Annotated in this window: 23 protein-coding genes and 1 pseudogene; 7 read left to right on the forward strand and 17 right to left on the reverse strand. The window is 39.1% G+C overall.

Going from position 1 to position 22,110, the window contains the following annotated elements:
* Position 1 precedes the first annotated feature (1 nt).
* Together cysI and SB717_RS16725 are read right to left on the reverse strand one after the other, a co-directional pair.
* A complete protein-coding gene (cysI, locus tag SB717_RS16720) occupies positions 2-1,723 on the reverse strand; it encodes an assimilatory sulfite reductase (NADPH) hemoprotein subunit (protein WP_029714424.1) in 1,722 nt (573 codons plus the stop codon).
* Positions 1,724-1,745: 22 nt separating this feature from the next.
* Positions 1,746-3,554, reverse strand: coding sequence for an assimilatory sulfite reductase (NADPH) flavoprotein subunit (locus SB717_RS16725; protein WP_029714423.1), 1,809 nt, complete (start codon positions 3,552-3,554; stop codon positions 1,746-1,748).
* Between the two features lie 618 nt (positions 3,555-4,172).
* On the opposite strand from SB717_RS16725, the gene SB717_RS16730 reads away from it, so the two are divergent.
* Positions 4,173-4,355: a YolD-like family protein gene (locus SB717_RS16730; protein WP_013057795.1), complete on the forward strand. Its 183-nt coding sequence runs from the start codon at positions 4,173-4,175 to the stop codon at positions 4,353-4,355.
* A 25-nt stretch (positions 4,356-4,380) separates the two neighbouring features.
* Entirely contained in the window at positions 4,381-4,533 is a 153-nt protein-coding gene (locus SB717_RS16735) for a hypothetical protein (RefSeq protein ID WP_013057796.1), read from the forward strand.
* 34 nt (positions 4,534-4,567) lie between these two features.
* Here the strand turns inward: SB717_RS16735 and SB717_RS16740 are convergent, their stop codons facing one another.
* Both SB717_RS16740 and SB717_RS16745 read right to left on the reverse strand, forming a co-directional pair.
* The gene (locus SB717_RS16740) at positions 4,568-6,175 is read right to left on the reverse strand and encodes an MDR family MFS transporter (protein ID WP_074680144.1); all 1,608 of its coding nucleotides are present in this window, start codon (positions 6,173-6,175) and stop codon (positions 4,568-4,570) included.
* A gap of 22 nt (positions 6,176-6,197) precedes the next feature.
* Positions 6,198-6,650 (reverse strand): MarR family winged helix-turn-helix transcriptional regulator, encoded by a 453-nt coding sequence (locus tag SB717_RS16745; RefSeq protein WP_029714388.1) that lies wholly within the window; start codon positions 6,648-6,650, stop codon positions 6,198-6,200.
* 158 nt (positions 6,651-6,808) lie between these two features.
* Here SB717_RS16745 and SB717_RS16750 point away from each other — a divergent pair, with 158 nt between their 5' ends.
* Positions 6,809-7,561, forward strand: coding sequence for a MerR family transcriptional regulator (locus tag SB717_RS16750; RefSeq protein WP_410904246.1), 753 nt, complete (start codon positions 6,809-6,811; stop codon positions 7,559-7,561).
* Positions 7,562-7,622: 61 nt separating this feature from the next.
* Here SB717_RS16750 and SB717_RS16755 read toward each other — a convergent pair whose 3' ends face one another.
* The 5 genes from SB717_RS16755 to SB717_RS16775 all read right to left on the reverse strand — a co-directional run bounded on the left by SB717_RS16755 (position 7,623) and on the right by SB717_RS16775 (position 10,086).
* Entirely contained in the window at positions 7,623-8,156 is a 534-nt protein-coding gene (locus SB717_RS16755) for a GNAT family N-acetyltransferase (RefSeq protein WP_074680137.1), read from the reverse strand.
* A gap of 44 nt (positions 8,157-8,200) precedes the next feature.
* Positions 8,201-8,572 (reverse strand): hypothetical protein, encoded by a 372-nt coding sequence (locus SB717_RS16760; RefSeq protein WP_013083874.1) that lies wholly within the window; start codon positions 8,570-8,572, stop codon positions 8,201-8,203.
* Between the two features lie 42 nt (positions 8,573-8,614).
* Positions 8,615-8,806, reverse strand: coding sequence for a hypothetical protein (locus SB717_RS16765; protein ID WP_014459359.1), 192 nt, complete (start codon positions 8,804-8,806; stop codon positions 8,615-8,617).
* A gap of 84 nt (positions 8,807-8,890) precedes the next feature.
* A complete protein-coding gene (locus tag SB717_RS16770) occupies positions 8,891-9,163 on the reverse strand; it encodes a hypothetical protein (RefSeq protein WP_074680132.1) in 273 nt (90 codons plus the stop codon).
* Between the two features lie 206 nt (positions 9,164-9,369).
* On the reverse strand, positions 9,370-10,086 hold the full coding sequence (locus SB717_RS16775) for a CPBP family intramembrane glutamic endopeptidase (RefSeq protein WP_264135302.1): 717 nt from the start codon (positions 10,084-10,086) through the stop codon (positions 9,370-9,372).
* 219 nt (positions 10,087-10,305) lie between these two features.
* Between SB717_RS16775 and SB717_RS16780 the strand changes: the two genes are divergently transcribed.
* Positions 10,306-11,493 carry a macrolide family glycosyltransferase gene (locus SB717_RS16780; RefSeq protein ID WP_410904247.1) on the forward strand — a complete coding sequence of 396 codons (1,188 nt, stop codon included), beginning with the start codon at positions 10,306-10,308 and terminating at the stop codon, positions 11,491-11,493.
* Positions 11,494-11,526: 33 nt separating this feature from the next.
* On the opposite strand, the gene SB717_RS16785 is transcribed toward SB717_RS16780, so the two are convergent.
* Positions 11,527-12,024, reverse strand: a complete 498-nt coding sequence (locus tag SB717_RS16785; RefSeq protein ID WP_029714394.1) for a DUF6584 family protein — start codon at positions 12,022-12,024, stop codon at positions 11,527-11,529.
* Between the two features lie 243 nt (positions 12,025-12,267).
* A complete protein-coding gene (locus SB717_RS16790; RefSeq protein ID WP_028414413.1) occupies positions 12,268-12,585 on the reverse strand; it encodes a hypothetical protein in 318 nt (105 codons plus the stop codon).
* 208 nt (positions 12,586-12,793) lie between these two features.
* Between SB717_RS16790 and SB717_RS16795 the strand changes: the two genes are divergently transcribed.
* Positions 12,794-12,913: a DUF4023 domain-containing protein gene (locus SB717_RS16795; protein WP_013057809.1), complete on the forward strand. Its 120-nt coding sequence runs from the start codon at positions 12,794-12,796 to the stop codon at positions 12,911-12,913.
* A gap of 173 nt (positions 12,914-13,086) precedes the next feature.
* Positions 13,087-14,127 (forward strand): annotated as a pseudogene (locus tag SB717_RS16800) (alkene reductase); the annotation flags it as partial.
* Positions 14,128-14,262: 135 nt separating this feature from the next.
* Here the strand turns inward: SB717_RS16800 and SB717_RS16805 are convergent.
* The 4 genes from SB717_RS16805 to SB717_RS16820 form a co-directional block, all read right to left on the reverse strand.
* Positions 14,263-14,985, reverse strand: a complete 723-nt coding sequence (locus SB717_RS16805) for a GDSL-type esterase/lipase family protein (protein ID WP_029714398.1) — start codon at positions 14,983-14,985, stop codon at positions 14,263-14,265.
* A 245-nt stretch (positions 14,986-15,230) separates the two neighbouring features.
* A complete protein-coding gene (locus SB717_RS16810; protein ID WP_410904248.1) occupies positions 15,231-18,269 on the reverse strand; it encodes an efflux RND transporter permease subunit in 3,039 nt (1,012 codons plus the stop codon).
* A gap of 122 nt (positions 18,270-18,391) precedes the next feature.
* Entirely contained in the window at positions 18,392-18,841 is a 450-nt protein-coding gene (locus tag SB717_RS16815) for a DUF6188 family protein (protein ID WP_410904249.1), read from the reverse strand.
* Positions 18,842-18,874: 33 nt separating this feature from the next.
* Positions 18,875-19,450 carry a TetR/AcrR family transcriptional regulator gene (locus SB717_RS16820; protein WP_410904250.1) on the reverse strand — a complete coding sequence of 192 codons (576 nt, stop codon included), beginning with the start codon at positions 19,448-19,450 and terminating at the stop codon, positions 18,875-18,877.
* Positions 19,451-19,710: 260 nt separating this feature from the next.
* Here SB717_RS16820 and SB717_RS16825 point away from each other — a divergent pair, with 260 nt between their 5' ends.
* Positions 19,711-20,004: a DUF3817 domain-containing protein gene (locus tag SB717_RS16825; protein WP_013083888.1), complete on the forward strand. Its 294-nt coding sequence runs from the start codon at positions 19,711-19,713 to the stop codon at positions 20,002-20,004.
* Positions 20,005-20,051: 47 nt separating this feature from the next.
* Here the strand turns inward: SB717_RS16825 and SB717_RS16830 are convergent, their stop codons facing one another.
* Both SB717_RS16830 and hutI read right to left on the reverse strand, forming a co-directional pair.
* Positions 20,052-20,426 (reverse strand): DUF7674 family protein, encoded by a 375-nt coding sequence (locus SB717_RS16830; RefSeq protein ID WP_410904251.1) that lies wholly within the window; start codon positions 20,424-20,426, stop codon positions 20,052-20,054.
* Positions 20,427-20,501: 75 nt separating this feature from the next.
* Entirely contained in the window at positions 20,502-21,779 is a 1,278-nt protein-coding gene (gene hutI / locus SB717_RS16835) for an imidazolonepropionase (protein WP_025751119.1), read from the reverse strand.
* Positions 21,780-22,110: the final 331 nt, after the last annotated feature.

Below are 22,110 nucleotides of genomic sequence, written 5' to 3' on the forward strand. Positions count from 1 at the left end.
ATTACGCGTGGAAATTCGTGCCGTCTGTTACAGCTTCGATTACACCAGCGCGGATGACAAAGTCACCAAAGTGCTCGCCTTCTTCTCTTTCTTTTGCATAGCGAGGAAGTAAGACGCGCAGTTCATTTAAAATTTCTTCTTCACTGATATTTTCACGGTACATTTTGCTTAAGCGGCTGCCGTCAAATGCTGCTCCAAGATACATATTGTATTTGCCCGGTGCTTTACCGATAAAAGCAATTTCACCTAAAGCAGGACGTGCACAGCCGTTAGGACAGCCCGTCATACGAATAGTGATTTCTTTATCGCGAAGGCCGTTTTCATCTACAATTGCTTCGATTTTCTCAACAAGAACTGGAAGATAACGCTCAGCTTCTGCCATCGCAAGCCCACAAGTCGGAAGCGATACGCAAGCTAATGAACTGCGGCGAAGAGCCGAATAATGCTTGCCGTCAGTTAATCCATATTGTTCGATAAGGTCACTAATTTGCTTTTTATTTTGAGTGGATACGTTCGCGATAATTAAATTTTGATTGGCCGTTAAACGGAAATCACCGCTATGAACTTTTGCAATTTCACGAAGACCCGTCATAAGCTTATAGTCTTCAAAGTCAGCAATACGTCCACCTTGAACAAAAAGAGTAAAGTGCCATTTTCCTTTTACACCTTTTTCCCAGCCGTAGCGATCGCCGTTATGATCAAAGTGATAAGATTTTGCTTCGTCTAAGCTCCAGCCCAGACGATTTTCAAGCTCTTCTTTTACCGTTTCTAATCCAAGACGATCAACCGTGTATTTAAAACGCGCGTTTTTACGTACAGAGCGGTTTCCATAATCACGTTGAATCGTAATGATTTTTTCAGCTACTTCTAGAATTTGATCAGGTCGACAGAACCCAATCACTTTTGCAAGCTGAGGGTAAGTTGCTTTATCTCCGTGCGTCATACCCATACCGCCGCCGATTGCTACGTTAAACCCAACAAGTTTCTCGTCTTCTAAAATGGCAATAAAGCCAAGGTCTTGTGAATACACGTCAATATCGTTAGAAGGTGGAACAGCTACGCCAATTTTGAACTTTCTTGGCAAATAGAGCGGACCATACATTGGTTCCACTTCTTCTTCCACTTCCGGTGTGCTGATCACTTTCTCTTCATCTAGCCAAAGTTCGTGGTACGCTCTTGTACGAGGCAATAAATAATCACTTAATTTTTTTGACCATTCGAATACTTCAGCGTGTACTTCTGACTGATACGGATTCGGATTGCACATTACGTTACGGTTTACATCTCCGCAAGCTGCAATTGTATCTAATAACGAAGCATGAATTTCTTGAATCGTTTTCTTCATGTTCCACTTTAAAATGCCGTGCATTTGAAATGCCTGACGAGTCGTCAGCTTTAACGTTCCATTTCCGTATTTTTGTGCTAAATCATCCATCACCAGCCACTGTTCTGGTGTTGAAACACCGCCTGGCGTACGGACGCGAAGCATGAATTGGTAAGCTGGCTCTAGCTTTTGTTTTTGGCGTTCGTTACGAAGATCTCGGTCATCTTGCAAGTAGCTTCCGTGGAACTTCATCAAACGATTATCGTCTTCAGAAATACCTGAGCTGATGCGGTCGAGCATTGTTTCTCCTAATGTACCGCGCAAATAATTACTTTCATCTTTTATGCGCTCAACGTCACTTGGAGGACCTTCGGGCGCTTTTAAAATTTTGTTTACCATGTTGAAAATCTCCTTTCAATCCTCAGTATACATCACGCTGATAACGTTTTTGTTTCTTCATTTCAGCAAGGTAACCTTCCGCCTGTTCACGGCTCATCTTGCCTTCTGTTTCGATAATTTCAACTAGCGTGTTGTGCACGTCGCGTGCCATATTTGTTTTATCTCCGCACACATAAAAAGATGCGCCTTCTTCTAACCATTGGAATAATTCTTTACTATGTTCGAGCATACGGTTTTGTACGTATACTTTTTCTTCTGTATCGCGTGAAAACGCCACGTCCATTTTTGTCAGTACGCCATCTTTTAACCACTTTTGCCATTCTGTTTGGTAAAGGAAGTCTGTTACGAAGTGCTGATCTCCAAAGAACATCCATGACTTGCCTTTTGCCCCTGTTTCTTCACGCTCTTGCATAAATGAGCGGAACGGAGCCACACCTGTACCAGGTCCTACCATAATAATTGGCGTTTCTTGATCTTGAGGAAGCTTAAAGTTTTTATTGCTTTGAAGGTATACAGGAATCGTATCGCCTGGCTGCAAACGTTCTGAACACAGGACTGAACAAACACCTTTACGCTCGCGTCCATGCGCTTCGTAGCGTACCGCTCCGATTGTTAGATGAACTTCATCAGGGTTTGCTGATAAGCTGCTTGCAATCGAGTAAAGGCGCGCTGGCATTTTGCGTAAAATGGCTACAAACTCTTGTGCCGATACGTTCCATGGACCGAAGTCACGAACTAAGTCAATTACATCACGGCCTTGTGTGTATGCTTTTAATTCCTCGCGATTTTCTACAAGCGCTTTTAACTTATCGTTTCCAGTAAGCTCAGCTGCTTGCTTTAAAAGCGGCTTTGTTAAAACGGTAATTTCAAAATTAGAGATTAGTGCTTCTCTAAGAGGACGCGTTTCTCCTTCTTTATTAACCGTTACACTTTCACTTGCATCCCACTTGAATTCGTTAAGAAGAAGATCAACAAGCTCCGGGTCATTTTCAGGATAAATACCTAAACTGTCTCCTGGTTCATACGTCAAACCTGAACCTTCTAGAGATAGTTCTAAGTGTCGCGTTTCTTTATTGGATCCGCGGCCGTTTAAGTTTAAGTTCTCAAGCACTTCTGCTTTAAAAGGATTTGTTCTTGAATATGGTGAAGTCCCTGCAGGAGCTTCCGCTGGAACAGCTGCCGAAGCGCTGTGTCCTTTCGCTTCGCTTAATCCGTCAATAACACCTTTAAGCCATTTATTTGCGGGCTCTTCAAAATCTAAATCACAGTCAACGCGCGGATACAGTCTTTCACCGCCAAGTTCTGCTAAGCGCACATCAAATTCTTTTCCTGTTTGACAGAAAAATTCGTATGAGCTGTCTCCAAGCGATAAAACAGAGAAACGGAAGTTCTCAAGTTTTGGCGCTCGACGGCCGTGAAGAAATTCATGGAAAGATAGCGCATTATCAGGCGGCTCTCCTTCTCCATGTGTACTTACGACAATTAATAAATTTTCAAGTTTCTTTAAATTATTTGGTTTGAAATCATTCATAGAAGATACAGTTACATTAAAGCCTTTTGCTTCAAGCGTTTTGCCTGTATTTTCAGCAAGTCCTTGAGCGTTTCCTGTTTGTGATCCGTAAAGAATCGTTACGTCTTTTGAAACTGTCTGCTTCGTTTGAGCAGACGCTGCTGTAGAAACGTCTGGCGTTCCTTCGGCAGACGTAGATTGAGCTGCTGTTAAATAACCGCTCAACCACATTTTTTGTGCTTCTGTTAATGTCGGCAGAAGGCGATTAAGCAAATCTGCTTGTTCTTGATTAAAAGGGCTGTTTACTACCTTAAGTTGCAACACTGTCCACCTCACCAAAATATATAATTTAAATATGTATGCTTTTACGAATCATCTTCAACAACATGTAATACCTGTGTCTAATTAATCAATGATGTTTCCCTTCATACATTATTATTCCTATAGATTATATCAAATTTAATTATATAAATCATTAGAAAATTCTTATCAAATTCGTCTACCTGCATTTTATCGGAGAAGAATAAATTAGTAAAATACATATAATTGATAATTAGTATTAAGATCATTAATAATTGAAGTTGTGTTTACGTTTTTCATAAACGCAGTTACTTCTATATTTGCTCATTCTACATCCTTCACATGAATATGAATATTTTGTAATTTTTAGAGAAGTTTTGTAGAAACGGTTTTCTTTCTCATCAGAATGTTACATAATAAATGTAACATTAATCCTTTTAAAAAACACTATTAGGAAAAGACAGTATATTCTGAAATTTAGGACAGTTTATAGGTGGGCTAGCAACCTTTTATTCGATTTATTCATACACATTGAAGAATATAAAGGGAAGCTTGCAGTACATACAATTCCCTTTTGCTCATCTCAAATGAAAGGACTGGCTTTTAAATCAGGTAATCTTTTTTAAGGAGGCTTCTTGAATGTTTTTACGAGAATTAACGAAAAGTGGGACGATAACTGTTTCTTACTATAAAGATGGAACGTTGCAAACGTGCAAAGGCCGCGTGCACAACTTAAACCTCCATCAGCAAATTCTATCCGTAAAAGACGAAAATGAAGCCGTTGTTTCCCTTCAGCTTTCTGATATTAAATCCATTCATTAGTATGTAAAATTAAGGAGGAATTACCATGTGGAAAGATAATAAGCAAGCGCTTACAGATTTTGTGTCGGAAGATCGTTTTGAATTGAACTTATATTTAACGTATTTGCTTGATCAAATTTCGTATGACACGTCCAAACAATCCCCTTTTCTTCGCAAGCCTAATGAAACAACCAGTTAATATAGAAAAAAGCGCACAAATTTGTGCGCTTTTTTTAATGTGATGGCTCTACTTCAGCAATGCCTTCTTCTGGTTTTTCTTCGGCTTTTTTATTTGAAAGCTTGATCTGCCTTAAGAACAATGTACATACCGCTCCTAAAATAATAAAAGCTAAGCCCATGAAAAAGACGCTGTGCAATGCGCTCATTAGCGAGGTCTTCAAAATGGGTACAATGCTGTCTGAAAGCGCAGCTGGGATACTCTTTAGCGCCTCAGGACTAAACAGCATCTGCAGCACACTTTCAGGATTCGTATCAATCGCTTTTTTGAATCCGTCCGCAAAAGCGCTTGCTTGAGCAGGCAATGAGTTTAAATAGGGAACGAGTTTGTCAGTAAGAAGCGTACCTGATTTGGCGTTCATTACCGCTCCTAAAATGGTAATACCGAACGTTCCTCCAATTGAACGGAAAAATTGACTTGATGATGTCACCACACCCAGCTCTTCTTTTGAAAAGCTTTCTTGAAGAGCAAGTGTTAAAATTGGCATTACAAGACCCATTCCTAAACCGATTATGGCCATATAAGAAGTAGCAACAAGCTTGCTAGTGTGCAGGTCTAATGTTGTTAACAAGAAGAACCCTCCTGCCATAATGAGCATACCCGTAACGATTTGAGGCTTGATACCAACTTTATAAACAAGCTGACCTCCAATAATACTCGTTACAATCATTGAAATCATCATTGGTGTCATAATGGTACCTGATTCTGAGGCGCTTACTCCAACGATTCCTTGCATAAAGAACGGAACAAACGTAATGGCTCCGAACATACCAATGCTCATAAAAAAGCCAATGATATTTAAAAGCGTAAACGTTCGGTTTTTAAATAAATACATCGGAAGAATCGGTTCTTTAGCTTTCGTTTCCACAATAATAAAGCTTATGATCCCAGCAACAGCAAGTGTAAATAGACTAATAATTTGCCAAGAGTTCCAGTCGTAGTCTTTTCCTCCAAAGCTCAGGGCAAGAAGCAAACTTACTACTCCGATAACCATTGTGAACATACCGGCTACATCGAATTTCACAGGTCCCGTATGTTTCTTTCCTTGAAGTCCCAGTGCAATAAAAACGGTAGCGAGTATCCCTACCGGCAAGTTGATGTAAAACACCCATTTCCAGTTCAGTGAATCAACAATCCATCCGCCAATTTGCGGACCGATGACAGAAGCAAGACCGTAAATTCCTCCGAATACTCCTTGAAATTTTGCTCGTGCTTTTCCTGTAAATAAATCACCGATTACAATCATTGCCATCGGCATCATAACACCGCCGCCAATTCCTTGTAATGCACGGAATAAAATAAGCTCTGTCATGTTATTTGCCATTCCACATAGAGCAGAGGCAACCATAAAAATAATAAGTCCTGTCACATAAATTACTCTGCGTCCTACTAAATCAGCGAGCTTCCCTGCAATCGGAACAACCGTTGTCGACGTTAATAAATAGGCTGTTGTCAGCCATGTCATCATGCTCAATCCACCAAGATCTCCTACGATTCTTGGCATAGCTGTTCCGACAATGGTTCCATCAAGTGCAGAAAAGAACATCGCAATAATTAACCCAATTAATAAAAGCGTGCGCTTTGAATTTTTTTGATTTTCCATCGTGTGTCTCTCCTCTTTTTTGTTACTGCCGCTCATCTTTATAAGAAGCAGCTGATGTTGCAAGCTTTTTCGTAATAGAAGCCATCATAGAAAGCTCTTCTTCTGTTAAATGCAAAAGATAGCGGTCCATAATGGCTTTTCGACCATTCAGCACATCTTCAAGCTTGCGATGCCCAAATTCCGTTAAGGTAATATCAACGACTCGTCTGTCCTCTTTATTATGTTCTCTTACAACAAAATTGTGCTGTTCGAGACGATCCACTAAAAGAGTCACGGCGCTCGGTTTGACATCCATTAGCTCTGCAATTTGAGAAACCTTACTGCTCCCTACTTTCTTTAAATAAGAAAGAACAAATAATTGCGTAGGAGTCATCTCATGCTCATTTAGGCTCTCCATCATTTCGGGCTGCATTTTTTCAAATAGCACTTGAAGCGATGAACGAATCTCTCCAAGATACTGATTGCTTTTTGTCACATCTATTCCTCCAGGCTTGCTTATTTATTTCATGTCATAAATAGTTAATGCTAATTAAATATAAATGCATATAAACTAAAAGTCAATTATTTCTTTTTTAGTATTGACTCTTACGCTGCGTTATATTTTATAGTAGATTTCAGAAGGGAGATGAAAGGATGAACAGAAAAGTAAAAGAGGTTGCTGACTTAGTAGGAATCAGCGTCCGCACGCTCCATCACTATGACGAAATCGGGCTATTAAAACCTGATGCCGTTAGTGAATCCGGCTACCGGCTTTATTCACCGGCTAATCTCGATATGCTTCAGCAAATATTATTTTTTAAAGAACTTGGCTTCCCTTTAAAACAAATTCACGAGATTATCACAGATCCAACATTTAATCGTACAGAAGCACTAATACTGCAAAAAAACATGCTGATTGAAAAACGCAGTCGGCTCGATCAAATGATTGTAACCATTAATAAAACGATTCAATATGAAGAAGGAGCCATTGAAATGAACGATAAAGAGCGGTTTAAAGGACTGGATTTTTCGCATAACCCATACGAAGAAGAAGCACGGAAGCGCTGGGGAAACCAGCGGGTAGATGAAGCGAATGAAAAAGTACAAAGCTTCTCACAAGAAGAACAGCAGCACATGTCAAACGAATGGGAAAGTATCTACACTCACTTAGCTTCGCTTCGTGATCTGTCACCATCCTCTACAGAAGCTCAAAAAGCTATTGCGGCATGGTATCAATTTTTAAATGAGAACTTTGGAACGTATTCATTAGAAGCCTTTAAAGGTCTTGGAGAAATGTATGTGCAAGATGAGCGATTTACAACTAACATCGATCGCTACGGAAAAGGATTAGCGAAATTCATGAGCGAGGCGATGAGTGCATTTGCTGATGCTAAAAACAATGAATAAATCCGAACGATTCATCGTTCGGATTTTCATTCACTTAACATACTTTTGTCCCAGCCTCTTTTTATAAATGAAGCCCCATAAGCATTGTATTATAGTACACGCCATTTATATAGGTGTCTTTTTCTTTTAATCCTTCTATTTGAAACCCTAGCTGCTTGTATAAAGAAATAGCTCTTTGATTATCTTCTCGCGTCACAAGTTCGATTTTTTTTGTTTGTTTATTCATACGTGCCCATTCAATCAGCTCAATCATTAGCTGTCTTCCTAACCCTAGCCCGCTATAAGATTTCTCTACCACGATACCAAGAGTACCCACATGCTTATTACGCGGGTTTTGGGAAGAGGTGATGGATGCAATACTAATGATTTCTCCTTCTTTTTCAGCCACGACTATAAGAGAATTTTGCTTTTGTTTTACAGAAGCTAAAAACACTTCATACTCTGAAACTGGTCTAAGAAACTCCCCTTCTCCAAATGAAAGAAAATCACTTTCTCCTCCCACTCGATTGTAAAAAGCAATCATTTTCTCTGCATCTTTTGATTCTGCTTCTCGAATGGTGACGCCTATACCATTCTTTAATGTACGTAAACTCATATACCTATCTTCCTTTTAGTTATTCTTGTTTGCCTATATGGGTTTTAACGCTGTTTTTCTCTCCACTGACCTAACCACATGCGATTTCCTAAAGCCGTAAAATCATTTTCATCGGCGTAGCGTTCAATGACGGAAAGCGCGTTGTCCTCAAGCATTGGTGAATAGCTCATAATTTCTAAAATATGATGTGCAGCCCATAGGTCAATCCGATAAGTAGGATTCGTCAGCAGTGTTGAAAATTCAAACAGCATGCCTGGATAGTATAAATGAATGAGCTGCGCAATTTTTTTCATATCTTCTGCAGCTCGATTTCCTTTTTTTACAGATTTTTTATCTCGATAATCGATTTCATAATGAATTTTTGCGCTTTTTTGATAAAGATCAACTAGCGTTTCGTACGTACGATGTTTCTGCATTTCTCATCTTCCTTTGCTTCTAGATTTCCTCGTTTGAAGATGCTATAGTTCATTTTTAGGTTTCATATATTCAAATAAATGCAGCAAAAATATGATGCTTCCGCCAATACACATCACAAAACTTAACGTAGCAGGATACTGAATAAAGAAACCGACAACACCAAAAATCAGCATAGCAAGCGCTCCTATCATCATAAACAGATGATAAGCCGGTGTATTTTCTTCATTATTCATACATAACTCCTTTTCACTATTTTTTAAGTTATTAAAAAGATATGACACTTCTTTTGGACTATGATCTTTTATTTTGCTGCCGTTTTATTTCTTTAGCTTAGCACGAAGTAACGTGAGAAGGCCTCCTCCAAACATGACGCCACCCACAATTTGATACAGGTGTATGTAGCTTTTTACCGTTTCAAGATACAGATCTGTGTCTACATTCCCTTTACTTTCTAGCCATCTTTGGCCCATTGCCTGACCCGTTGCAACGCTTTTTAACAAAACGACCAGGCCTCCGAGCATGACAACGGCTGCGATCATAAGCTGTACCTTTTCTTTGTCCTCTAGCATTTTTTTGAATTCGTCTGCCATCTATCTCTCTCCCATCCTTACCTTGTTATGTATCTACTTGTTTGTAATCATGCTGTTTTTTGTCTATTATAACGCCTAACTTGGTCATTATAACACGGTTTTACCCTGCCTTTAGTCTTACTTTTCATAAATGAAGCCATTTTGGGTAATACTATTTTTGAAACACAGGCGTCTTTACCCAAATGAAAAAGCCGCTTAAGCGGCTTTTAAAAGAATACAGTTATACTCACTAATCCATTCCATAGCATATGTAAAATCATAGATGGGAAAATAGATTTTGTTCGATAATAAATAATGGCAAAAACAAGTCCCATTACAGTAGCTGTAATTGGGAAACCAATATGTAAAAGACCGAATACAAGAGCGGAAACGAAAATGCCTACAAGCACGTGATGACGTTTAGTTAAAAAACCACATAAAACACCCCGGTAAAGCAGCTCTTCTTTAATAGGCGTAATGACTGCTACACTTATAAAAAATATCCAGCTCGAAAGCAGCGTTTGATCAAAACTGCCTTGATTTAAATCTTTTTGCTGCTGATCTGCGCTTTCTAAACTTAAAAATGAGAGCATCACGTACTGCACCGCAGCTACAATCAAAAAGCCTACCAAAATATATACATACGTTTTTCTTTCTTTTAATACCGTGACGTTCCACATAGGTTTTAAAAATCTGCGCACCGGCCTGTACAGCACCGCAACCCCTAGAAAAAACGCCGCGTCTACGAGCAGAGCATATGGTCCTTCTAATAAAATCCCTGTCATATTTGAACCCGTAACTTCATCGTAAATAGCTACTCCAATTCCGGCTATGATCTGCAGTCCAAAGCCCAACACGATAAATAGAAGCAGCGTGAAGTAAGTAAACTCTTTTTTCTTTTTAGGCTTTAAAACTGGTTCTGAATTTGTTGATAACGTACTCAAAATAGCAACCTCCAAAAATGATTCTTTCTCTCTAGTGCTCTCAAAATTCTACCACAAACTCCGTTTGATTATGTTATTTTTTAGGAAAAAAGTTATATTTTTTCACATTTCATACACAAAGGCAGGGCTTCAAAAGATAAATGCGCTAACCAAATTAGTTGTCAACTTCCTTATATTTGATTACGCTTGAAGAAATCTTACCGAAAGTGAAGTGAAAAAATGGCAAACATATTAATGATCAACTTTCCCGCTGAAGGTCACGTAAATCCAACCCTTGGAATGGTAAAAGCTTTTTCAGACCGAGGTGATACGGTTCATTACGTTACGGCCGGGCGTTTCAAAGAGCGTCTTGAAAATGCCGGGGCTATCGTACACACTCAACCAGACTTATTAAGCGGTGTATCCATCAAGCCTGAAACTCCTCAAGGGATCAACGTTTTTTTAAACATCCACATCCAAACGTCTTTAGATACGCTGAAGCTTGTTCATACATTATCAAAAAAAATTGACTTTGACTTTGTGTTTTACGACAAGTTTGGAGCAGGCGAATTAGTGCGTGATTATTTGCGAATTCCTGGCATTGTCTCATCTGCTTCTTTTTTAATGCCGAAAGAACGCTTAGCAATGATGCCTCTGCATCCGGATTCAGGCGTTCCATTTAAACCTGACGAAAAAGCTCAGTACGGGCTCAGCTTGCTAAAAAATCAGTTTGGCGTAGAACCTAAAAATCTGCTTCAATTTATGAACAATAAAGGCGAATTAACGGTCGTATATACAAGTCGCTTTTTCCAGCCGCTTCATGAACATTTTGATGACTCGTGTTTATTTATTGGGCCAAGTTTTCCAAAGCGTCACAGCTCTCATGATTTTCCATTAGAAAAACTGAAAAACGAAAAAGTTCTTTATATTTCAATGGGAACGGTACTTCATGACGTAGAAGGCTTTTTCAACCTTTGCATCGACGCATTTAGTGATTTTGATGGAAAAGTTGTGATTGCAGCAGGAGACCGGGCCGATTTTAAAAGAATTAAAAAAGCGCCAGAGCATTTTATTATTTTGCCCTATGTTCCTCAGCTTGACGTGTTAAAAGAAGCGGACGCTTTTATCACTCACGGAGGCATGAACAGCGTAAACGAAGCTATTCATTTTAACGTACCGTTAGTCGTTTTACCTCATGGCAAAGATCAGCCGATCGTTGCTCAAAGGCTCGTGGAGCTAAACGCTGGTTATCGCTTAGCAAAAGAAACGGTAAATGCCTCTCTTTTAAGAAGTGCCGTTGACGAAGTTGTCCGCGACGATCGCTATAAAAAAGGAATTAAAGAAATCAACGCAAGTTTTCAAGAGGCATCTGGCCCGGCTGCAGCAGCCGAACAAATTGTCAATTACGTAGTGAAGCAACATTCCTAAAGAAAAGGTGCACATATGTGCACCTTTTCCTCATTAAAAAACCCATGTACAAACGGTATATACGCCAATGATTAGAAAACTGAGGACTGTAAGAAAAATCAACGCACATCCCGCTACAATAAGCTTATCCCCTATCGTTTCTTCCTCCGGCGGTTCAATCAATTTTTCTATGACCGTACGCTGAGTTTGTGAGAGCATTTCTTGAATACGTAAATCGTGAATTTGCTCTTTATCTCCTTTGAATTTTAATGCTCTTGCAATTATAGCTGGATTATCACCGCACTCCTTTTCAAAGAGCAGACAAGCGCGAGTCATTTCCACTGTTTTTTCTTTTTCTAAATACCAGTAGCGCCCTGCCATTTGAAGATCTTGAAGACGATAATAAATATCTCCGAGTTCTTTTCGCAAAGATAGCTCATTTGGATACGTAACGAGCAAACCGTGCAGGCGGTCTCTCACTTTTCCTAAGTTCCCTTGTTCAATGTCTCGCTGAATATTTTGCCTTGTTTTTTTTGAAACTACATCCCTCATGCGCCTCTCCTTTTTTATCTTTTATACTTATCTTACTAAGCGTACAATGAACGATAGTTAATTTTTGAAAAAGCCCGGTCATGAAGAAAGACCTCCTACTCATTTAAAAGAGAAAAAGCTGAAGAATAGAGGCATTTCTTAAGCTTTACATACGATACACCCTGCTTTTGCATCGTCTTGTATGTTCAAAAGTAGGAGATTTATAGTTTGCGAAAGCATGTTAACAAAACTATTCAAAAGCACTTATGAATACAAATCCATATGACTAAAATAATCAAAAATATGATGTAAATCTGTAATCTTTATGCTATGAGTGCTGTAAGCAACAATTATTTCAGCTAGCATGAGAACGAATAAAATGGCCAATAGTACCTTAACAAGCGGAAATTGTCGGAATTGAGGAGAAAAAAGCAGCTTACTGACTGTATACAAAAACAGCAGAATAAAGTAGATCATCATGGCATTTGTCGCCTGAAGGGGCACATTCCAGACAAATATGTACACGCTGAATGTCAAAATTAAAATAAACGACATTTCTTTCCCGCTAAAAAAATCACTCATTGCGTAACACCTTTTCTTGTTCATGAATGAATAAGAAATTATAAACTCACGAAACATTAACATTATTTTTACAACAGTATACACGATTTTCCTGTTGATTTCTATATACCGATATATATATGGAGCTGCTTTTAGCAGATTAGCGTCATGTTTTTGCATGGAATGGGTTATAGTAACAGGGAAAGCTCATAAAGGAGGTTTAGATAATATGGAAAACACAAATGAATTTGTGCAAAAGCTGAATGATAATCAAGAGAAGCAGCGTAAAAATAAGCAGGGTCAAGCTACTGGACATCCTGAGAAAAAACTTCCTAATAAACAGCATTAATGGTATAAAAGTTGGCTGTAAAGACAGCCGGCTTTTTTTGTGGGTATTTTTCGGAAGTCGAAATGTTTGAAGATAAAACAAATCCCCTGTTACAATAAACTGAACCTGCTGCACAAACGTTCGCAGCTATACTTTCCTCTTAAGGAGCTGAATATAAAATGAGTAAATTTGGAAAATTATTCCAACCAACAAATATTGAAGCATTTAATTTACACACTCGTACAGCAATGGCACCGATGACAAGATGCTTTGCAGATCCAGAGACGGGCGTAGTGGGTCAAGACGTTGTAGACTACTACCGCCGCCGCGCAAAGGATGGTATTGGCTTGATTATTAGTGAAGGAATTGTTATCAGCGAACGCGCTAAAGGAAATCCTGGCGTTCCAGGTCTCTATACCCAAGAACAAATTGATTCATGGAAACCTGTAACGAAAGCTGTTCATGAAGAAGGCGGCACGATTATCGCTCAAATTTGGCACGTTGGCCGCTTGAGTCATTCCGGGTTAATCAATGGGCATAAGCCTCAGGCCCCTTCCGCTATTGCAGCACAAGGCCAAGTGCCTCGTTTCCGCAAGCCCTACGAAGAGCCTGAAGAAATGTCAAAAGAAGATATTAAAGAAGTTGTAGGACAGTATGCTCAAGCCGCTAAAAATGCCATTGAAGCAGGATTTGATGGCGTTGAAATTCACGGTGCTCATGGCTATTTAATCGATCAGTTTAATTCAGACTGGTCTAATAAACGCACTGATGAATACGGAGGCGACCTTGCACAGCGATTAACGTTTATGAAAGAAGTGATTTCTTCTGTTATTGAGGCCATTGGAAAAGAGCGCGTTGTGATTCGCTTCTCTCCTCATAAGCTTGATAAACCAGACTATCGCTGGGATGATACTGAAAAAGCCATTCAAACGTATACAGAAGCATTTAAACAAACAGGAATCGAAATTATCCATCCGTCTATGCTGGATTTTTATGAAGATGTCCAAAACGGCCAAAATCTTTATGAAATTACGCGTAAGTACTGGGATGGACCGATTATCGGCGTGGGTGATTTAACGCCTGAATCAGCTGAAAAAGCGCTTCAAGCAGGCTGGATCGACGTAGCTGCTATTGGCCGCCCGCTAATTTCAAATCCTGATTATTTACAGCGCATCAAAAGCGGAGATTCTCTTGTAGAATACGATGCTAAAAAACATTTACCAGAGCTTATCTAAAAAAAGCTGAAACAAAAATATTTTAGCCCAAATGAAAAACGAACCGCTGATCATCATGTTTAATCAGTGGTTCGTTTTTTTGTTGTGGTGAATATAGTTTCATCTGTTTCGTTACGCTGCGTCTCAGCCTCTTTTTTATTCATTAACGTATGACTGAACTTCTTGTTTCCAAATAGCATAGCCTTGGCCTTTTAAATGAAGACCATCCACCGTGAAATTACTTTTCAACTGATTATGTGTAGATACTTTCGAATACAGGTCAATGTAAGAATCATTGTGTTTCTTAGCGAGGCGCTCTAAATAGTTATTTAACGCAATCACATCTTTATTGTCCACTGCGTCGCCGCATTTTTTATTGTTGACGGGCAGTACACTTTGAATATAGACTTTTGTATCCGGTGATTCTTTATGAATACGCTCAAGAATTTCAGTATAATTTGCTTTGGTTTTTTTTACAGATTTTTGCTCATTTAAATCGTTAATGCCAATCATTAAGAAAATCTTTTTTGGCTTAGCATCTGTAATACTTTTTAGGCGATGCAATACCCCTTCGGTTGTATCATCGGCTACGCCTCGATTGACAATCTGCTTATTATGAAAAAGTTCGCTCCATTCAGAGCGCTGGGTAATGCTATCACCGAGAAATACGATTGACTCTTTAGGAATACTTAATTGCTTGAACAAAGTTGTCCGTTCAATGTAATAAGGATTATCTCTATAGCTTTGCTTAGACGAATCCTTAGATGACAGCGGATTTTTCATCGCGCTGCTGCTTGTTGCATAAAAAGCAAAAACACCTATGAAAAGGACATTTAAAATAATGGAACTGATAAATACAACTTTCTTTGTTGAACTCACGAAAACGACACTCCTGTACTTTGTATGTTTTTTAGATAACTCTACCATGATATAGTAAAGCTTCCTGTTAACACTCTTTCCCTCCATACAAGACATTTAATCATTTTTTGTAAATAATGATTTTACATAAAAAAGAAGCGGCGCTCGAAAGCGACGCTTCTTTTTCTATAATATAAGGGGTTAAAACGTACTTTTATTATAACATATAGTCTATGGTCATATTTTCCTCTATTAGAAAATAGTTCTTATGTCGTTTCTTTTTCCAGCTGTTTTTCTCTTTTTACTTGTCTTGCGAAGAAGAGTTCGTATACAACTGGAATAATAATTAAGGTAAGAAGAGTAGATGACGTAAGCCCTCCAATTACCGTGATTGCTAAGCCTTTTGAAATCAGCGTTCCGCTTGACGTAGTAAGCGCCAGCGGAATTAATGCAGCAATAGTAGCAAATGCCGTCATTAAAATTGGACGCAAGCGCGTTTTCCCAGCTTCAATAAGGGATTCGCGGATCGTCATGCCTTTTTGTTCACGATTTTGGGTAATTCGATCTACAAGCACGATTGCGTTTGTTGTAACAATTCCAATCAGCATTAAGAATCCAATCATGACGCTGACAGACAGCGGTTCTTTTGCAATGACAAGACCAACTAACGAACCGATTGGCACAAAAATGAGTGACGATAAAATGATAAATGGAATACGCGCTTTTCCAAACGTAACGAGCATTGTTAAATACACAAGGCCGATTGCTGTTAAAATGGCTAGACCTAGAGATTGGAAGACTTCTACTGTCTCGTCGCTTCCGCCTCCTCCGTCCAAGCTCACATCTTTAGGCAAGTCTAGCTTTTTCACTCCATTTACAACATCTTTGGTCACAGCTTGCACATCATCGCCTTTGATGTCTGCTTCTACTCGCGCAAATACTTTGCCGTCGAGCTTTTGAATAGAAGTGAACGTATCAATTGTACGAACGTCAGCAATATCTTTTACTAACACAGGCCCTCTCTCTGTAAACACTTGCAGGTCTTTAATTTCTTTTACTGAGGCAAGGTCTTTATCGTACGAAAGCTGAACCGCTCGTTTTGTATTATCTAATTTTAAGTCTCCGACGGATACCGGTTTGGTTTGGTCGGAGATCGTACCAAGCAGCTGAAATCCAGATACTCCGTACTCTGCGGCTTTATCAGGATCTACTTCTACTACAAGCTGCTTTTGCTTATCTGAGAAGTTATTTGTTACATATTTAAGACGTTTGTCTTTGTTTAAGTGGTTTTCCACTTGCTTAGCTGCTTTTTGCAAATCATCTAAATTAGAAGAATATAAATCAACCGTTACGTTATTATTTGTAGGCGGCCCTCCTGTTGATGCTTCTTGCACATTAACCGTTGCTTTTGGTGATTCTTCTTTCGTGATGCTTTCCATTTTCTTTTGAACTTTATCAATAAACGTATCGACATTCACGCCTTCTTTTACATTCAAGAAATAACCAACTTGGTTCGGGCGTTTTACACCTGTTGAAAAGTCGCGTGATCCAACTTCCGTGGTCACATCTGAAATTTCATTTTGGTCTGCAAACATCTTTTCAATTTTTAAGGATACATCGTTTGTTTTTTCAAGGGACGTAGATGCCGGTAATTGAACGTTGGCTTGAAGCATTTTTTGTTCTTCATTTGGAATAAACGTAAAGCCAAGTGAAGGAACAAGCGCAAATGAGCCAAACAGTAAAATAAAGGATAAAATTAAAATTTTGATTTTATGATTAAGTGACCATGCAATCGCTTTTGCATACCCGCGCTGCAGCTTTCCTTCTTTTTCTTCAGGCGGTACTTTCTTAAATGCAAACTTTGCGAGAATCGGCACGATTGTAATCGCTACAAGAAGAGATGCTAACAGTGAAAAAACAACTGTTAAGGCAAACGGCAAGAAGAACTCTCCTGTAATTCCTCCTACAAAGCCGATTGGCAAGAATACGACAACCGTTGTAATCGTAGATGAGGTAATCGCTTTTAAAATCTCTTTTGTGGACGATTCGACAAGCTCATTGCTCATGCCTTCTTCTGAACGGCGAACGCGCCTGAAAATGTTTTCAATAACAACAATACTGTCATCCACTACGCGCCCAACGGCTACAGCCATTCCACCTAGTGTCATAATGTTAAGGGAAATATCAAGCTGGTTTAAGAAAATAGCTGATACTAACAGCGATAGTGGAATCGATATAATCGCAATGATCGTAGCACGGAAGTTACGCAAGAAAATCAGCACGGCGAGTGACGCAAATAATGCCCCGAGCAATCCTTCGCGTACTAATGTTTCAACAGACTTTTCAATGCCGTCAGCTGAGTCAAAGCCGATTGCGTAGTCTAACTGATTGTCATATTTTTTCAAAATTTTCATCGTTTCGCTCGCCACTTCAACCGTATTAGCATCTTGTTTTTTTGTGATGGCCATCGACAGTGCATCTTTGCCGTCATAGCGTGTATATTCGCCTTGGTCTGTTACGGCTTCGACTTTGGCAATATCGCCAAGCTTCACAGGCTTTGCTTCAGGATTCATTGTAGATTTCAGCTGGATTTTCTTTAATGCATCGATCGTCGCAACTTTTTCTTCTACTCGCACTGGAATTTGAAGCTCTTTTCCGTTTAATGTTCCTGCTGGGAATGAAACAGCTTTTTGATTAATTTGTTCTTTCATCTCATCAAGCGTTAAGCCAGCTTGAGCTGCTTTTTCTTTATCGACCGTAATTTGTAAAAGGTCCTCTTTCACGCCGCCAACTGAGACACAGTTAATACCTTGAATTTTATTCAATTCAGGAATTACTTCATCGTTTAATACTTTTTCAAGATTTGCATCATCTTTTGCAAACAGTGAAATGTTGAAGATCGGGAATGAACCAAATGAAAAACGGTTTACGTCTACATTTGATGAATCTGGTAAATCTAATTCTTTTATCGACGAGTTAATTTGCTGTTCAACTTTATCTAAATCCGTATTAAACGGGAATTCTAAATTAATAATACCGACGTTTTCGTACGATACGCTTTGTACGCTTTTAACGCCTTCAATTCCTTTCACTTGGTCTTCGATTTTCGACGTGACGCTTTCATTTACGTCATCAGGAGAAGCCCCGGGATACGTTGCTTCAATGGACAGCTGCGGAAATTCGATATTTGGCAGTAAATCAATTTTTAGTTTTGAAAATGAATATAGCCCCGCTAAAATAAGTAAAAATGAAACGATAAACACAGCTACCGCATTTTTCAAACTAAATCTCGTCAAAAAATTCATCTTTTTCCTCCGTTACGTAACTAAATTATTTGGGAAGCCTTCATTCTTTAATAGCTGCAGACCCGTTTTATTTTTTTAACAATTTTAGAGTACCCGCGGGTCAGTTTTTCGCAAAAAAAAACTCACTTCCTTTTATGTGCTGATGAACTCTCTATAAAAACTGAAATTTGATGGTCGCATGCTCCCCCTGGCAGCGAGATAAAGGAAAAGCCGTCTTGACCATATAAATCCCAACCTTCAAAAAAAGAGCTGTCGTGAAACATATCTAGCGCATACCCATTAGAAAATGTAATCCGAAGTATACCGATATCTTCATACCACTCTATAGAGATAATGTGCTGACCAAGCAGCAGTGCTTCGACTTGCTGACGCTGCTCGGCAGAATGTAGCGATTTCCAATCTGCTTGACCAAGCAAGATGCTGCGTTTGTTTTTTAGTCTCCATGGACATTCTGCCACAAGTCCGCCTTTACTAAATCCAAGAGAAAACGGCAGGGTATTGTCTGTGTTCACCTTAGTAACGGTTTGTTCTTGAAAGTATGAAAAATTAATTACTGTGCTGCTGTTATTCATCGTATCCCTCCATTATCAACCAGTACCGACGAGTCATTTTTGGGTTTCAAAATAGCAGCCTTCAATGTATAAGTTCACAATGAACTCCGCATAGTTCATGATATCTTCTTCTGTTATATCATCATCGGAAACGATATCCATCCTATACCCATTTAACATGCTGCAAAACGCTTTTGAGTGTAAAAAAGCGTTTTTTATTTTCTGCTCTTCAATTAATTTAGCAACAAGCCCATGATAATCCTCAAAAAATTGATGAAGGCGACCCATCATTTCTGGCATTTGGTGAGGGGCTTGCCAAAAAGAGTCCGGATATTTTTTAGTTTCGTAAAAAAAGAGCAGATGATGCTTCGCAATTGAATACAGCTTTTCGTGAAACGTTTGGCATTCATCCGTTCTTCGCTTTGCATGATACAAAAACTCATCAAACGAACGATTGTTCACAGCGATATAAAGCGACTCTTTAGACGAAAAGTACAAGTAAAGCGTTCCTTTAGATACACCTGCTAGTTTAGCAATATCAATCATTTTTGCTTCATAGTAGCCTTTGGATCCGAACACTTCAAAAGCAGCATCTAAAATTTTCTCTCTCTGCTGATTTCGGTTTGTCATGATAAAAAATCCTCTCATACGTTTTCGATACTATACATATAAAATAATTAAAATAACTTGTCAACACGTAGTGTGCTCTTTTATCCCTTGCATCACAAGAGTATGTCAGTTTTTTAAACAAAACACTTCTATAGAGCAAATTAAAGCGTTTTCGACTTTTTTGTGACAGATACAAATGATGCTTGTATATGAAGAGCTCGCTATGGTACATTTTTGTCATCGATACAGAAATTTATTCCGTCGTTACGGGAGGAGAAAACATGGTTCTTACATCACCAATCGGTCGCCTGCGCTTAGTAGGGATTTTAGAAGGAATTTCATTTTTACTGCTGCTTGGCATTGCTATGCCGCTAAAATATGCAGCAGGCATACCCGAAGCTGTATCAGTTGTAGGCGCAGCACACGGTGCACTTTTTGTGCTGTATGCTCTTGCAGTCGTTCATGTAAAATTCGCGCATAAATGGTCAATCGGCCGCTCTTTATTTGCATTTCTTATGTCGGTTATTCCGTTTGGTCCTTTCATTTTAGAGCGCCAGCTGAAAAAAGAACAGTAAAAGAAAAGAACGTCACGGACATCATGTTTCCATGACGTTCTTTTTCCTTACTGTTCCGCACTGTTTTCGCTAAAGTGGTCAATCGTTTTCCACCACTTCAGTGAGTGAGGTTTTAATAGCATTCCAATTTCTTCTGGACTAATTTGCTGATCTATAATCATTTCATGCATTGCTTGAAAGAGTCCCGTTGTAACAGCTTCTTTCACATCAGCTTCACCTTCTACATACAGCTGTTCAATCGCTTCAAACACATCCGGTTCACGCTGGAGCTGGCCGTTATATTCTAGAGAGATTAAATGACCCGCAACTCGGCTTAATTCATGCTCCAGCTCTTCTTTATTGTTGAGGTCCACTTCTTCGCTTGGCTCAAAAGATGGGCAAGCTTCTTTTAGTAATGGAATAACATTTTGTTTTGTAATCATATCTAAATTCCCTGCCTTTGCATGTGTGACAAATTCTCTATTCTCTACCCTTTTCTCTTTTTCTATAAACTTGTTTTACAAAACTTTTCCGTTTTCTACAACTACTTCTCCTTTTTTCACTACGCTATCAATATGATTTAAGCCATACTGGTACTGAAGGGTTCGATAACTAGAGACATTAAAAATCGCTAAGTCAGCCTGTTTTCCGGCTTCAATACTCCCAATCTTATCTCCTTGATTAATAGCATGGGCTGCGTTAATAGTTGTGGCTACAAGCACTTCTTCAGGACTCATGTTCATATTCATACATGCCAGGTTCATCACAAATTGCTGTGAAGTCGTTGGAGATGAACCTGGATTGCAGTCTGTAGAAAGAGTAACCGGAACTCCTAAATCGATCATTTTTCTAGCATCTGGCCATTTCATTCCAACAAATAAGGAATTCCCCGGTAATAGTGTGGCTACGATCCGTTTTTCAGCCAGTTTCTTTAATCCTTCATCAGAAGCATACAAAAGATAATCTGCTGATATCGCTCCTACCTCTGCTGCGAGCTCTGCTCCTCTGCAGTATTCAAAGGGGTCAGCATGTATTTTAGGAAGCATGCCATAGCTTTTCCCGGCTTCGAGTATTTCTTGGCATTGTTTGAATGAAAAAGCATTTGGAAGACATACAGCATCATTAAATGCTGCGAGCTTATAAGAAGAAATTTGAGGAATCATTTCGTGAATAAGTAAATTGACGTATTTCTGCGTATCTCTTTTATATGCAAAAGGTACGACGTGTGCTCCTAAGAAGGTGCTTATGACATCAACTGGGTGTGTATCATTCAGCATTTTAGCGATTTGCAGCTGCTTTAGTTCTGTTTCCAGTTCTAAGCCATATCCGCTTTTCACTTCTATAGTTGTGACTCCGTGAGCTAGAAAAGACGTAAGACGCTCATAGCTCTGCTGATAAATCCGGTACGCATACTCTTCCTGTGTTTGAACGACAGTGGAGTGAATACCTCCACCTTCTTCTAATAAATCCAAGTAAGAAGTTGGTCTTTCAAACCGCCTATAAAATTCTTCTTCACGCGAGCCAGCGTACACAGCGTGTGTATGGGGATCAATCAGACCAGGAGTTACAATTTTGTGAGAAGCATCAATAATCGTTGCGTCATTCCTGTCCCTTTCATATTTTTGTTCTAGCTCTTTTGTTGTACCTACGTTCACAATTTGATCTCCTTCTATCCAGACTGAGCCATTTTCAATCACCGTCAAGTTTCTCATTTCTTTTCCAGCTAAAGGACCTTTATTTTCTTTGGCCGTTACAACTTGCGAAGCATTTTTAATCCATAGCGCTTTTTTTGACATCGTTGAATTTCCCCCTTTTCTAGCGTGTACCATGTTTTGGGGTTCCCTGTTTACCGTAAACTCATTTAGATTCACCTACACATTTCGCACCTCTGCCTTCTTTCTTGTAGGTAGAAATTCGAAAAAGCATGTCCATGGTCTGAAAAGCGTGTTTTTAAGTCTTTGAAGCTAGATAACTTATATTTTTTTCAATTATATACGCTTTTAGACCCTTTTTTTCTCCGTTTTCTTACTTATTGACTCTTGTTTTATACAGATATATCCTTATATACTAAATCTTTTATCACATGTATTTTATAAACATCAGGGCGAGTTCCCCTCAACAGGATAA

Source organism: Priestia sp. SIMBA_032, from assembly GCF_046535215.1.
Classification (GTDB): domain Bacteria; phylum Bacillota; class Bacilli; order Bacillales; family Bacillaceae_H; genus Priestia; species Priestia aryabhattai.